Below are 13,574 nucleotides of genomic sequence, written 5' to 3'. Positions count from 1 at the left end.
TGAGCAACTTGTTCAGTTTTGGAGAAGGTCATGGAGTTCAGTCAATTGCGCATCTTCCAGGCGGTGGCGGAAGAGGGCTCCATTACCCGTGCTGCCGAGCGCCTGCATCGAGTGCCGTCGAACTTGTCGACCCGGCTCAAGCAGATGGAAGAACAGCTTGGCGTGGAATTGTTCGTGCGCGAACGCCAGCGCTTGCAGCTTTCTCCGGCGGGCAAGGTGTTGCTGGACTACAGCACTCGTCTGCTGGCGCTGCATGATGAAGCCCATGGCGCCGTGCAAGGTGGGCAACCGGCTGGCAATTTTGTGCTGGGCAGCATGTACAGCACGGCGGCAGTGCATTTGCCGAAGCTGCTGGCGTGCTATCACAAGGCGTATCCGATGGTGAACCTCCAGGTACTATCGGCGCCCAGCGGTGAACTGCTCGAAGGGTTGATCACCGGTCGCCTGGACGCCGCATTTGTGGACGGGCCCATCACGATTGCCTCCCTGGACGGTGTGGCCCTGTGCGAAGAACGCCTGGTGCTGATATGCGAAGCCGACCACCCACCGGTGCGCGGGCCGCAGGATGTTGCCGGCCGTTCGGTGTTCACTTTTCGCCGCAGTTGCGCCTACCGCACGCGCCTGGAAACCTGGTTTTCCCACGAGCACGTCGCCATGGGGCGGGCGATTGAGATCGAGTCTTATCAAGGCATGCTCGCCTGTGTCATCGCCGGTTCAGGTGTGGCGCTGATGTCCGAATCCATGCTCGACAGCCTGCCGGGCAAGGACAGCGTGTCCGTTCATCCGCTGACAGGGCAATTTGCCACTGCGACGACCTGGCTGATGTGGCGAAAGGGTATGCTCGGCGCTAACCTCAACGCATGGATCGACCTGCAGCAAGAGGGCAGGGCCGAGGTCCTGCAAGACGCACGTGCGATTGCTTGAGCGATCCGTCAGGATTTGCATCAATTCAGTAACAGTTCGTTGTGGTTTCATTCAAGCAATACGTAGGACTTAGGGCTACTATCAATGTAGGAAAAGGCGACAGAACTTGCGCCGACCAGCATTTCCCTCAAAGGGGGCAAACCATGAAAGAGAAAATCCAGAACTGGCTCCACGACCTTGGCGTTGCATTGGGCTTGATCGAGCCCCCCCTGCAACCGGTGCCGATTCGTACCGATGACGAGCAGCGTCGTCCGCGCCGCAGATAATCTCTGGCTGAAGCAGGATTGAAGGTGGGGGCGAGTAAGCCCGCTCCCACCGTTTATTTTGCGCCAGGCAAAACCAGCGGGCGTGACATCCCACGTCGCAGCGTCCACACAGCGTTTCCAACGCCAGTCCTACCTCCCGCCGCCCCAGTCACCCTTGCCTCGGGCCTGCGCGATAGCCCCCTCACGCCATAACACTCACTCGCCCCAGTGATCTGGACAATCGTTCGGATGCGAGCGTCTGCTTTCAGGAACCCCTGTCGTCCCTCGGTAGCTTGGGCGAGTAGTCCGAATCCATGCAGGTCAGTCAGGCCTCTGACCTTCACGTGTCGGAATCAGGCTACTTGTTCATCAGAAGTGGCTGGCTTATTCAATTCAAACCATGAGCGTAGGTTGAGTTCCTCAACGGCCTTCCAATAACGCCCCACCTTTATTGAAGGGCTCTCTGCGAGGCATCAGTCCGTCAGAAGTGTTGGAGACACAGCTATGAGGCTCTCTTCCATTCCGCCAGTCGCCGCGTCACTCATCGCCATAACCGGAAATATCCTGCATCTCGCACCGGTGTCGAGAGCCTGGAAGGCTCACGCACCCAGCAACGTGGTGTTCTTTCCCCCGACATTGACCAAACACGATCTGCTCATACAGATCGGTCTCCTGAGTCCATCGGCGATCATTGTCGGGGACCAGGCGATCGATGCAGACGTCATTGCCCAATGGCGCATATCCCACCCGTTTGGCGACCTCCATTTGATCCGCAGAGGTACGAGCCTGGATAAGGTGCGACTGGACCTTTGCGGCTCCAACGACATCCGCGTAGTCAATACGCCGGGGGTCAACGCGCCCCATGTCGCCGCCTATATGGCGCGCTGGCTGACACTGGCCGATGGCTCCCTGCCGCGCGACATCTGTGTGCTGGGATACGGCAACGTGGGCAGGGAGTTGGTCAAGTTGTTGCTTGATCGAGATCCGGAGGTTCGGATCAAGGTATTGGATCGGCACGCTCAGAGGCCGGACACTCTCGGCAAAGCCTTTTCCGACAGCCGAGTGTCCTTTGGCGTGGACTGGCACGAGGTGCTGGAGGGGGCCCGTGCCGTCGCTATCTGTTTATCCCTGAATGATGAGTCCACCCATCGCATTGATCGGGCCCTTATTCAGTGCCTGCACAGACAGGCTCGTCTGGTCTGCGTCGCCAAGCCGGATGTCTTCAGCGATGACGCTTTACGGGCCCTGGCAACGGCTGAAGCTATCCAGCTTGTATTGGACTACGGGCCTGGGACACTGGATGCATTTCGGGTGCGCGCGCAGGCACTCGGCTGCAGTGTCTCCAAGTGGCGCAAACCGGCGACCCTGACAACCCAGGCGGCAATGACTGAAGCCTGCCATGGCGACCTTGACTATGCCGTCTCGATTCAACTGAGCCTGACCGCCTTGCGCTGCCTGGTCCGGCGCAAACTTGCCCACTCATTGATGATCCCCGCGCAACAGGCAGATGCCGGCGCGCCGCGCGTATCGATCATCGGTCGAGGCATCAACGGCCTGCTCCAAGCCGTGATGTTCCGCCTGGCCAATTATCAGGTCTCGGTCTACGGAGGACATCAGCAAAGCGATGGCGCCAGTCATAAGCAGGTGAACATGCGCCACCTTTCAGCCACGGAGACGACTGCAAAGCCGCTGGACAACGCTTATCTGATGCCTGGAAACCAGTACCTGGCCGTGGAGTGCAATCGTGCAGGCATTGAGCTGTTTGAAAAGTTTCTGGCCGACAATCCATCGATTGACGCATCGGGCGACGATCTGGGCATTGCGCATTTGATGGATGAGATAGAGGCGCTTTTGCGGCGCGCTGGGGTTCGGTTCCTGTCCCAGCATCTGAGTACGGCCCGCATTGCTGAACTGAGCAGAGAACAGTTCGTCGTCACTGCCATGGAAGGAGAGGAGCCTGATGGACTGTCGATAGTTTATCGCTCCGCCTACAACCGCATTGCCGCTGGCGGGACGTATGCCGGGGGTACCACCCAGGGATTGGTGTGGGCCTCCTTGGTCGAGGAAATCATCCAGGCTAAGGCACCCGCAGTTTCGGCCATGTACCCATGATAAAAACGGGTGCGACATCCGACGTCGCACCCGCTGAAGAAACCGCTGAAGAAACAGCTCTAAATCCCGCTCTATCTCAAACCGCGCTGGCCGGCGCGACAACAAACTCACCAGCACAAAGCTCACCAGCCCTACCGCCAGGCTTTAGTAGATCGGCGTGTTTGTTTATCCCCTCCTTGGTTATAAGCGGCTGTCGTTTGATGGTAATAGGGCGGTGAAATATAAATTTTGCATATGAGTCAGGCTTTAGTCTTCAAGTGTCGGAACTGGACTACGTGTTTATCGGAAGCGGCTGGCTTATTTGATTAAAAAAATAAGCGTAGGTTGAATGCTGAATAGGAAATAGTTTTATCGTGTGCGCTTCAATAACCTACTGATAAAAAGGACAGGTATATGAACGTAGAATTTAAATATGAAAAGCTGTTCCTCCAAAGAATAATGTGGCTCCAGTGCTTTCCTCAATGGTGCTAGCGCATGCGTATTTTAAGGAGTAAATTTCACCGGCCTAAAAGTAATACATTATTTGCTAGAGTTGCCGAGTATCACACTTCGGGAATTGCTCTAGCGAGTCCTCCTGTTGTATCAGCGACCAATGTTCTCATGGACAGAACTACAGCAAATGTCGGAGTGGGGGATAGGTTGCTCGAGAAGCAAAGCGATAGAATCGACTCCAGTTTTCAATATGGGGCAATTAGTACACCTACCGTCGAAGCAGTAGCTAATTCTATCGCTATCTTGGAAGGCGGGAAGGGTGCCCTTTTGACACCGTCAGGGCAGAGTTCATTGTTTCTGGTGATCTCTACAATTTCGCGCAGAGGTGGAACATTACTTGTTGCTGACTCGTTAACATACTCAACACTCAACTTGTTAAACGAACTTGCATGCCGTCTAGGGTTTCGGCTAAGGAGGCTCGGAGTTAGAGAAGTTTCGAAAGTAACAGTTGACGAGCTTGTGGCGGACTCAACATTCTGTGTGTTATTAGAAGCTCCTGGCGGTTTTGATTATGAAATTCCGGATATTAAAAAGGTTTTTGAGGTTGCTAAACAAGCGCAGGTCAAGTGTGTATTTGACAATACCTGGTCTTCATCTGTTTTCTTCTGCCCTATAAAATTTGGTGCCGATGTCGTAATCCTTTCACTAAGCAAGTGTTACGGAGGAACCGTGGGGGTTGCACTCGGTGCAATAGTTACTTGCGAAAAAAACATGGAGATAATTTTTCGAAAAAGTTCTGCCTTGCTCGGGTTGAGCGTGTCACCTACGTGCGCAGAGCGATTGGCAACGTGTTTAAGTACGTTGAGAATTAGAGTGGTCTCACAAGATTCATCCACTAGGCGTATATTGGCTTATATTCAATACAAATGCCCGCATGCTAGTTTTTTGCATCCTTCTTTAAGTTGCCACCCAAGCCATAAAAGCTGGAAAGAATATTTTTGTGGTGCGTGTTCTGTCTTCACTATTTGCTTTTTTGATGTGTCAATAAAAGAGTTGACTGCTGCGATGGGCAGGTCAGTCCTATTTCGATCAGCGTACGGTTGGGGAGGTAATTCATCCTCATACTATATTTTTGACCCTGGCACTTGGAGACTTGCTTCAAATAATATGCTTTCTAGTTCGTCCTGCGTGAGGATATACGTAGGCCTGGAAGATTGGCGTGAGCTCGCAGAGGATTTAAATACCGTTCTTTTATCAATAGGTTCGTCAGAAGGTGTGGAACTATGAAACTTCAGGTGATAGCGATTGCAGCGCCTGAGCATCTTTGCGGGAAAAAAGATTCAATAGTAAATAGTTTTGATCCGGTAAGTTTATTTAATGCTCTTCGTATTGCAGCGTTCGCCGCAGATGAAGGTAGAGGGGCATGGGGAGATAGTAATTGGGCCGATGGTTACCTGAAGCGGCGACAGTCGTGCATGCTGATGTATTCACTAGATGACTTGCCCGGATTAGATAAACTTTTGGAGTTGGAAAAACCAAACTTGGTGTTGATCGGGGCAATGTCCATTTGTATGCGTGGAGCACTAGAGTGTGCCTCGTATATCAGGGCAAGGATGGGTGACCAGTGTGTCATAGTGCTCGGGGGGCGGCATGTCTCCGAATCTATGTATAAAGATGAAAGTAATAGAGTTGTTCATCATAGATCTTCGCCGCTTCAACTTGTTTCGAATGAGGAGTTGGAGGACGTATTCGACCTAGTGGTGGGAGGAGAGGCCGAAGATTTAATCTTCAGGTTGGGAGAGTCCTTAGGTAGAAGAAAATTTGAAGGGCGGTGTGATAGAAAACGTTTAATGTTGGATGTTAGTGATGCATCTGGCAACTGGGTCGCTGGCACAATAAATAGATCGAAGGAAATTTTCACATTATCCAGCAAATATGGTCGAATCGAAAAAGCTACCTTGCCAAGTATTACAAAATTATTTGGTGCGACATCAAGGTTTACGGTTTTTGGTGGCCTCCATACAGCACATGTTTATAGCGATACGGGGGCGGGTTGTGTGTTCGACTGCGATTTTTGTAGCGAGCGATTAAGTGTGGTAGGGCGGCCTGAAAATATATCGGGAGCTCCATTCAGCCTCTATAGGCAATTAGGTGAGGCGGCGAACTCAATCTTTTTAGAGTATAGGGAGACGCAATCATCAGCTTTTGTTGAAGATTCAACATTTTTACTGGGGAAAAGATCTAATATAAGAACTTTTTGTGAGTTGATGGAGCGCGACAATTTGCCTGTGAGGTTTGGCGCACAGTTTACAGTTGATCAAATTATTTCTCGCCCGGAGGAGTTGGCTCGGTTATCTGCTGTTGGGTTAAGTTATGTTTTTCTAGGTATTGAAACACTAGATCCTTATTCAATAGGCGGAATGAATAAGGATACGTCAGCAAAATTGAGGTCCTGGGCAAGTCGAGTTGAGGAAGCATGTGACCTACTAAGTTCTTGTGGCATAAGGATCGGATTTGCGTTGCTCTTTGGACTTGGCGAGACGCATTTGTCGCGAATTAGGCTCCTCAATTTTATTGAAAAAATTAATTGTAGTGTTGAAGCGTCAGCAGTCGTATCTATGAACTGGGCTGTGCAACATCCATTAAAGGGTTTAGATAATGGAGCGAACTACAAATATCTCAAGTGGCCAGTTTTGGAAGTACATATGATGGATTTATTTCATCGCTTCGGAGAGGCTTCTACGGAGTACCCGATGCTGCACGTAGGAAAACCAAAGTATGAGGAGGTGTTTGAGGTGGTATGTCGATCGCGCGAATTACTGAGCCTTTGAGGAGAAACCAAATTCCAAATTATTTAGAAATTGGTGTGACGATTTTTGCTTTAAATAAAGTTGTGGTGAACCGTATTTAATCATAGTAAATATGGAGTGTAGTTATGATATGCGAAGATCAAAAATACGTTTCTTCGGAAGCGGAAATGTTAGAGTTTTTGCAAGAAAAATTGCTGGATTTTAATAGCCAGGACTTGGTGATTATGGGAGGGCATTTTATGCTGTTCTATGACTCGGAATCGAATTCATTAGTGCCTGGTGTGTCTCAAGACTTACAAGGTGAAGTTATTAGGGCTAGGGTACGCGATAGAGTAGGTGTTTTTCCTTTGTACACTTGGGAGATGGCTCTTAAAATAGGTGGAGTTTATAAAACTAAGACTAAAAATAAAGTCAGATTTTTGCTCTTGATAAATGATTGGCAATACACTCCCGAGTTTGGCTCGGCTGGTGAACATAGGGACCGGTTTTACAGACATTTTCAGAGCCTGCCTTCTTCGTACAAAAAATCTATGAAGGCCCAGGGCCTTTTTTCGGAAGAAGACATACTTCCTAGCCGAAAAAATAATCTCGCGTTTCCGGAAACCTGGCTGAAGTATAGATTTCAAAAAAGCGCTACTAAGCTTGTACAGCAAGGAAAGCTGGAAAGAAAGTATGTTGGTGATGGTTTAAAAGAAACGGAGATTTCCTTCGTTGATAATAATGGAAATTATAGTCAGCTAATTAGTTGTGGCGTAACTGGTTGTGCTGGGGAGATAACCGAGATGTTGCGTGAGGTGTATGAGTATGGCCATAGGCTGATTCTTATTTTTGCACCTAATGAATGCCACTCGCCCGTTAAGGTAGGAATAGAAATAGCTCTTAAACTTTACGAACTAAACGGGATGAAGGTTATTGTTGCTGATCCAGGAGGCAGCGGAGAAATGAGCGTCGATGCTATTTTCAATAAATTAGTTAGTGTGTCGGTTTTTAGATCCTAGTCAAAGAAGTTTTTATTTTTTTGCGCGTCCTATTTGTGAGGTCTGGCATGAAAACAATCTATTTGGATTTTGCAGCATCAACAAAGTGCGAAAGTGATATTGTTGATATTATGAAAGTTTATCAATTCGATGATTATGCTAACCCAGCTTCTCCTCATAGTATGGGGAAGGTAGCACGTCATGCAATAAATGTCGCTCGATCCAAGGTGGCTAAGCTATTACAAGTCGACCCGGCTGAGATATTATTTACTTCAGGTGCAACGGAAAGTAATAATATTGTAGTTCTAGGTGCATTTGAATATGGTGAGACTGCTCCCTCAAATGCAATATTTTCAGCCATTGATCATAAGTCAGTTACTGAGGCTGCACGTGAGCTTTGTCGCAGGGGGGTGGATGTTCGTTATGTTAAGATTGAGTCTGACGGTCGTATTAATAAAAAGTCCTTAGAGCGTGAAATTGATTCTAATACGAAATTGTTGAGCTTGTGTCATGTGAATTCCGAAGTGGGAGTAATTCAGGATCTGGATATGTTGTCGGAGGTTGCAGCATCGCGGGAAATAATACTTCATCTAGATGTTGTCCAGTCTTTTGGAAAAATTCCGTTAAGCTTAAAGGGGACGCGTATAGATTGTGTTTCTTTTTCTGCTCACAAAATAGGTGGTCCGAAAGGTATAGGAGGCTTGTATCTGAATGATAACGCTAGGAGGAAGTTGCGGCCATTATTTTTTGGTGGCGAAGTCAACAGTCTTCGAAGCGGAACTATGCCTACTCCGTTGATTGTTGGTTTTGGTGCGGCCTGCGAGTTGAGAAGTAGAGCTGACTTGCAAAAAGAGTGGAGGCAGGTAGCTAAATTAAGGTCGTGCTTCCTTTCAGTGATCAAGTCTCATGGAGTTAGATTTGAATTAAATGTGCCTGCTGAATATACGATTCCTCATATACTGAGCTTGCATTTTTATAAAGTAAGATCCGAAGTATTAATAAGCTCGTTAGAGGGCGTTTGTATAGCTGCGGGGTCGGCATGTAACTCTAATAATATGCAGGCTTCATATGTGTTAAAAGGTTTGGGGCTAAGTGATGAACAGGCAAATTGCTCTATTAGAGTTTCCATTAGCCCAACTATTAAAGAGGAGGAGGTTAGAGAGGCTGCCGAGATTATTGCGGTTAAGGTATTTAAACTTCAAAGCCTTGTTTAAATTTTAGGAGGGTGTATGAAAAATTCAAATTTTTTGATAATTAGAGGTGGTAACTCATCCGAAAGAGATGTGTCGTTTAGGACAGCAGAGTGTGTAGAGGAATCCTTTCGTAGAATGGGGCTTAAGTATCAGGTTCTAACAGTAGGGTCAGTTTTGGATCTTATGGATTTATCTTTAGATGACGTGGATTACATTTTTAATGCCATGCATGGCGGAGATGGCGAAAATGGTGTTGTGCAAGGGTTATTAGATTTGTTGGGGGTTCCCTATAATGGTGCCAGTAGGGAAGCAAGCGCTATATGTATGAGTAAAATTTTAACTAGGTTTGTAGCGTCCGCTAACTCTATTGTAGTACCTGAAGGGGTTGTAAGGGGCGCAGGGGGCATCGATTATAATGAAATAAGAAATCGTTTGGGTGGGCGTGTTGTTGTAAAACCGGATTGTCAAGGTTGTAGTATAGGGGTGAGTGTAGTAGTTGATGATGTTGGGTTTGAACGCGCAGTTCTAAATGCAGAAGTGTTTAATGGTAGGTTATTGTTCGAGGAATTTGTTTGCGGTTTTGAAATAACAGTTGCTGTTCTTGCTGGGGAAATATTACCATTTTTATCTATAACTCATTCCAAAGATTTTTTTGATTTTAATGCTAAGTTTAATTCAAGTGATACTCGATACGAGTTCGCTGATTGCATCCCTGAGAGCGTTGTTGATTTAATCAAGGCGAGTATTTGTCGGCTGTGTGAGATTTTAAATTTTGGACGTTATGCCAGATTTGATTTTATTGTGAGGGAAGGGATTCCATATCTGCTTGAAGTAAATACATTGCCGGGTCTTAATGCTCAGAGTGTTTTTGTGAAAGCATGCCTACTTTCAGGTGTGAGTTACGATGAGATGATATGTAGGATAATAGGCAGTTCAAAAGTTTGATTTTTGTCAAGTGTCATTTGCGTTGGGGTGGTGAGATGAGGCACTTAAGCTCAAATGCTAATGTTATAAATTTTTCACTGTGTCTGCTGGTTGTAATTTGGGTGGTTGGATGGTTTTTTACGATGATCGGTTTGGAATGGTCTACTCCGTTTTCCTTTTCCGCTTTGCGCTTCCTGTTGGCCTCTTTGATAATGCATTTTTTTATTTTTTTTAGTTCGCGATATGTTAGTTATACCTTGAGTGAGTGGTTTTATATTTTGCTGGTTGGTCTCTTTCAGACCACAATTATGTTCTCTCTTGCATCATATGGAATAATTGAGGTTGGACTGGCTAAGTCAGCGATATTGATTTATACCACTCCGGTTTGGACAAGCTTGTTAGGCTGGTTTTTCTTGCGTGAAAGTCTTTCTATTTTTAAGGTTTTGGGTTTGGTTTCTGCTTGTGTTGGTGTTTTTTTAATGACGAGTTCTGGACTTTCGATTGATGATGGCATGGGAGTGCTATTGCTTATTGGATCTTCAGTATCTTGGTCGGTCTCTAGTTTAATTTTAAAAGCTAAGCTAGCCAAAAAAGACATGTTCTGCATAGCTGCGTGGCAGATGACGTTCGGTTCCGTAGGGCTTGTGGCTCTGGCTTATTATGTGGATGGTGGAATATTGTTTGAAGTTGTGTTTGATAGTGTTATTTCATTGATCTATGTATGCATAGGGGCATCGGTTGTTGCCTTTACGTTATGGTTTTATATTGTGTCACGTGTGGCTTTGATTCGTTCAAGTATGGCTTCTTTAGCCGTCCCGGTTAGTGTGTTTGGTATTCAAGAAATGCGGCCGGGACAGTATCTTGATTTGGTTTATGTCGTCGCTTCAGTATTTATTATTCTGGGCTTGGTCATGGTGATCATTGGAGGCAGAGATAGCTAACATTGGTACAGCTGAACAAAAAAACGGGCGCGACATCCGACGTCGCACCCGCTGAAGAAACCGCTCCAACCCTCGTTATTGCTTACACCGCCCGAACCACCCCCGCCTCTGGCCGGCGTGACAACACACTCACCAGCACAAAACTCACCAGCGCCACTGCCAGGCTGTAGTAGATCGGCGTGTTCGCATCCAGGCCATCCTTGAACATGAACACCAGCGCCGTTACAAAACCCAGGCTCATGGAGGTGATTGCCCCCGACGTGGTCGCGCGCTTCCAGAAGATCGCGCCGATCAGCGGGATCAGCATGCCGCCCACTAGCAGGTTGTAGGCCAGGGTCAGGGCGCTGATCACGTCATTGACCACCAGTGCGATGCCCAGCACGACGATACCGGTCAGCATGGTGAACAGGCGGTTGATTGCCAGGCTCGATTGTCTGCCGCCGCGCAGGCGTGGCAGCAGGTCTTCGGTCAATACGGTGGAGGCGGCGAGCAAGCCGGCGCTGGCGGTGGACATCATTGCCGCCAGTGCCGCCGCGATCACCAGGCCGCGGATGCCGTCCGGCAGCGAGACTTTGACGATGGCCGCGAACGCGTTGTTGACGTTGTCCAGGTCCGGAATCAGCACATGGGCCGCCATGCCGATCAGCGCACAGGCGAGGCCGTAAAGGATGCAGTAGAAGCCGGCGAAAGTGCCTGCGTACTTGGCGACCTTTTCGTCACGGGCGGTGAACACCCGCTGCCAGATGTCCTGGCCGATCAGGATGCCAAAGAAGTAGATCATGAAGTAGGTGATGATCGTGTCCCAACCGATCGCGGTGAAGCTGAAGCTCGATGCCGGCAGCTTGGCCACGAGTTCGTCCCAGCCGCCGACGCGGTACAGGCAGATCGGCAGCAGGATAAACATCAGGCCGACGGTCTTGATCACGAATTGCACGATGTCGGTGAGGGTCAGCGACCACATGCCGCCGATGGTCGAGTAGACCACCACCACACCACCGCCCAGCAACACCGAAATCCAGAACGGCAGGCCGAACAGCACTTGCAGCACCGTGCCGATGGCCAGGATCGAGGTCACGCCGATCATCAGCGCGTAGGCCAGCATGATCACCGCACTCGCCTGGCGGGCCATGGGGTTGTAGCGTTTTTCCAGTACCTGGGTGACGGTGAAGATTTTCAGCTTGAGCAGCGGCTTGGCCAGGAACAGGTTCAGCGCGATGATCCCCATGCCCAGCGCCGCACACAGCCAGAAGCCGGAGATGCCATGCACATAACCCAGGCGCACGGTACCGACGGTGGATGCACCGCCCAGTACCGTGGCGGCCATGGTGCCCATGTACAGCGACGGGCCCAGGTTGCGACCGGCCACCAGGTAGTCTTCGTGGGTCTTGGCGCGGCGCATGCCGTAATAGCCGAGCACGAGCATGCCGGCGGCGTAGATGAGTACGACGAATAAATCCAAAGCCATGACGGCGGGTCTCCGATTATTGTTTTAGGTAACAGGCGAACTTGTTGTGGGAGCGGAGCCTGCTCCCGCAGGGCTGCGAAGCGGGCCCTTGGGGCCATACACCGAAGCCGGCTCCGGAAACACACGCAACAACGTCAGGTACACCACCGACGCCAACCCCAGCGTCACCGGCAGGCTGATATCGATGCCATCGGCCAGGTTGCCCAGCGGCCCGACAAACTGCCCCGGCAAGTTGACGAAGCACAGGCCCACCAGCGCACTCGGAATCCAGGCCCCCAGCCCGCGCCAGTTCCAGCCATGGCTGAACCAGTAGCGGCCGCCGGTTTCACCCCGGGTAAACACCTGCAGGTCATCCGGACAGTAGAAGCCGCGACGCACGATCAGGCCGATGATCATCATCACCATCCATGGCGTGGTGCAGGTGATGATCAGCACGGCGAAGGTCGATACGCTCTGCACCAGATTGGCGGCGAAACGTCCGATAAAGATGAAGGCAATCGACATCACCCCGATCAGCAGCGTGGCCTTGACCCGCGACAGCAGGCGTGGGAACACGCTGGACATGTCCAGCCCGGTGCCATACAGCGAAGTGGTGCCGGTGGACATGCCGCCAATCACCGCGATCAGGCACACCGGCAGGAAGAACCAGGTCGGTGCCACCGCCAGCAGACCGCCGACGTAGTTGTTGGCCGCGATGTAGTCCGGCGCCTTGATCGCCACGATGGTGGCGGTGGCCAGGCCGAACAGGAACGGGATCAAGGTGGCGATCTGTGCCAGGACTACTGCCAGCATGATGCGCATTTTCGGTGTCTCACGCGGGATATAGCGTGACCAGTCACCCAGGAACGCTCCGAAGGAAATCGGGTTGCTCATGGCCACCAGCGCCGCGCCGATAAAGGCCGCCCAGAAGCCGGTCTGGCCCAGGGCTACGCTGCCGGCGAAGTGGCTGTCGAAGGTCGGCGCGAACGCGAAGATGCCCAACAGAAACAGCAGGCTTGCCGCCCAGACCGCAATGCGGTTGACCCACAGCATGAAGCGAAAGCCGTAGATGCACACCGTCAGGACAAGCATGGCGAATACGCCGTAGGCCAGGCCCAGGGTCAGGTCGGTTTCCGGCAGGCCGATCAGCCGTTTCGCACCGCCGACCAGCGCATCGCCTGAACTCCACACCGACAGTGAGAAGAAGGCAATCGCCGTCAGCAATGACAGAAACGAGCCGACAATCCGCCCGTGCACGCCGAAGTGCGCACCGGAAGACACCGCGTTGTTGGTGCCATTGATCGGCCCGAACAGGCCCATGGGGGCGAGGATCAACGCACCCACCAGCACACCCAGCACAATCGCCCAGAGGCCGGCCTGGAACGACAGGCCGAACAACACCGGAAAGGAACCGAGCACGGCGGTGGCAAAGGTATTGGCGCCGCCGAAGATCAGGCGGAACAGATCCTTGGGGGTGGCGGTACGTTCGTTGTCCGGGATCTGTTCGACCCCGTTGGTTTCTATTGTGCGAATACTTTTATCGTTGTTTTTATTATTCATGATCAGCTCCGA

Annotated in this window: 11 protein-coding genes; 9 read left to right on the top strand and 2 right to left on the bottom strand. The window is 50.4% G+C overall.

The genetic code is table 11. The annotated features are described in order from the left end of the window. Positions 1–30: 30 nt before the first annotated feature. From ptrR to AC07OP_RS15535, 9 genes are all read left to right on the top strand, one after another. The gene (ptrR, locus tag AC07OP_RS15575; protein WP_065924698.1) at positions 31–924 is read left to right on the top strand and encodes a putrescine utilization regulator PtrR; all 894 of its coding nucleotides are present in this window, start codon (positions 31–33) and stop codon (positions 922–924) included. A gap of 143 nt (positions 925–1,067) precedes the next feature. Further along, a complete protein-coding gene (locus tag AC07OP_RS15570; RefSeq protein WP_003193089.1) occupies positions 1,068–1,190 on the top strand; it encodes a PA1414 family protein in 123 nt (40 codons plus the stop codon). Positions 1,191–1,673: 483 nt separating this feature from the next. Further along, the gene (locus AC07OP_RS15565) at positions 1,674–3,281 is read left to right on the top strand and encodes an NAD(P)-dependent oxidoreductase (RefSeq protein WP_495100676.1); all 1,608 of its coding nucleotides are present in this window, start codon (positions 1,674–1,676) and stop codon (positions 3,279–3,281) included. A 474-nt stretch (positions 3,282–3,755) separates the two neighbouring features. Beyond that, complete coding sequence (locus AC07OP_RS15560) at positions 3,756–5,000, top strand: PLP-dependent transferase (RefSeq protein ID WP_495100677.1); 1,245 nt, start codon at positions 3,756–3,758, stop codon at positions 4,998–5,000. Beyond that, on the top strand, positions 4,997–6,544 hold the full coding sequence (locus AC07OP_RS15555; RefSeq protein ID WP_495100678.1) for a B12-binding domain/radical SAM domain-containing protein: 1,548 nt from the start codon (positions 4,997–4,999) through the stop codon (positions 6,542–6,544). Before AC07OP_RS15560 ends, AC07OP_RS15555 begins: the two co-directional genes overlap by 4 nt. Before the next feature lie 104 nt (positions 6,545–6,648). After that, positions 6,649–7,521 (top strand): LPD16 domain-containing protein, encoded by an 873-nt coding sequence (locus tag AC07OP_RS15550; RefSeq protein WP_495100679.1) that lies wholly within the window; start codon positions 6,649–6,651, stop codon positions 7,519–7,521. A 47-nt stretch (positions 7,522–7,568) separates the two neighbouring features. Next, complete coding sequence (locus AC07OP_RS15545) at positions 7,569–8,714, top strand: cysteine desulfurase family protein (protein ID WP_495100680.1); 1,146 nt, start codon at positions 7,569–7,571, stop codon at positions 8,712–8,714. A gap of 15 nt (positions 8,715–8,729) precedes the next feature. After that, a complete protein-coding gene (locus AC07OP_RS15540; protein WP_495100681.1) occupies positions 8,730–9,638 on the top strand; it encodes a D-alanine--D-alanine ligase family protein in 909 nt (302 codons plus the stop codon). Between the two features lie 35 nt (positions 9,639–9,673). Continuing rightward, positions 9,674–10,558: a DMT family transporter gene (locus AC07OP_RS15535; RefSeq protein WP_495100682.1), complete on the top strand. Its 885-nt coding sequence runs from the start codon at positions 9,674–9,676 to the stop codon at positions 10,556–10,558. Positions 10,559–10,640: 82 nt separating this feature from the next. Here the strand turns inward: AC07OP_RS15535 and AC07OP_RS15530 are convergent, their stop codons facing one another. Both AC07OP_RS15530 and AC07OP_RS15525 read right to left on the bottom strand, forming a co-directional pair. After that, positions 10,641–12,023: a sodium:solute symporter family protein gene (locus AC07OP_RS15530; protein ID WP_495100683.1), complete on the bottom strand. Its 1,383-nt coding sequence runs from the start codon at positions 12,021–12,023 to the stop codon at positions 10,641–10,643. Positions 12,024–12,047: 24 nt separating this feature from the next. Next, positions 12,048–13,562, bottom strand: coding sequence for a purine-cytosine permease family protein (locus AC07OP_RS15525; RefSeq protein ID WP_495100684.1), 1,515 nt, complete (start codon positions 13,560–13,562; stop codon positions 12,048–12,050). Positions 13,563–13,574: the final 12 nt, after the last annotated feature.

The organism is Pseudomonas sp. GW821-FHT09D08 (genome assembly GCF_059416305.1).
This window is presented reverse-complemented; position numbering and strand designations above follow the sequence as displayed.

Excerpts from the sequence above, each read along its gene's own strand:
- AC07OP_RS15570 (WP_003193089.1), top strand. The coding sequence starts at position 1,068 with ATGAAAGAGAAAATCCAGAACTGGCTCCACGACCTTGGCGTTGCATTG.
- AC07OP_RS15535 (WP_495100682.1), top strand. The coding sequence starts at position 9,674 with ATGAGGCACTTAAGCTCAAATGCTAATGTTATAAATTTTTCACTGTGT.
- AC07OP_RS15560 (WP_495100677.1), top strand. The coding sequence starts at position 3,756 with ATGCGTATTTTAAGGAGTAAATTTCACCGGCCTAAAAGTAATACATTA.
- AC07OP_RS15550 (WP_495100679.1), top strand. The coding sequence starts at position 6,649 with ATGATATGCGAAGATCAAAAATACGTTTCTTCGGAAGCGGAAATGTTA.
- AC07OP_RS15530 (WP_495100683.1), bottom strand. The coding sequence starts at position 12,023 with ATGGCTTTGGATTTATTCGTCGTACTCATCTACGCCGCCGGCATGCTC.
- AC07OP_RS15565 (WP_495100676.1), top strand. The coding sequence starts at position 1,674 with ATGAGGCTCTCTTCCATTCCGCCAGTCGCCGCGTCACTCATCGCCATA.
- AC07OP_RS15545 (WP_495100680.1), top strand. The coding sequence starts at position 7,569 with ATGAAAACAATCTATTTGGATTTTGCAGCATCAACAAAGTGCGAAAGT.
- AC07OP_RS15555 (WP_495100678.1), top strand. The coding sequence starts at position 4,997 with ATGAAACTTCAGGTGATAGCGATTGCAGCGCCTGAGCATCTTTGCGGG.
- ptrR (WP_065924698.1), top strand. The coding sequence starts at position 31 with ATGGAGTTCAGTCAATTGCGCATCTTCCAGGCGGTGGCGGAAGAGGGC.
- AC07OP_RS15540 (WP_495100681.1), top strand. The coding sequence starts at position 8,730 with ATGAAAAATTCAAATTTTTTGATAATTAGAGGTGGTAACTCATCCGAA.
- AC07OP_RS15525 (WP_495100684.1), bottom strand. The coding sequence starts at position 13,562 with ATGAATAATAAAAACAACGATAAAAGTATTCGCACAATAGAAACCAAC.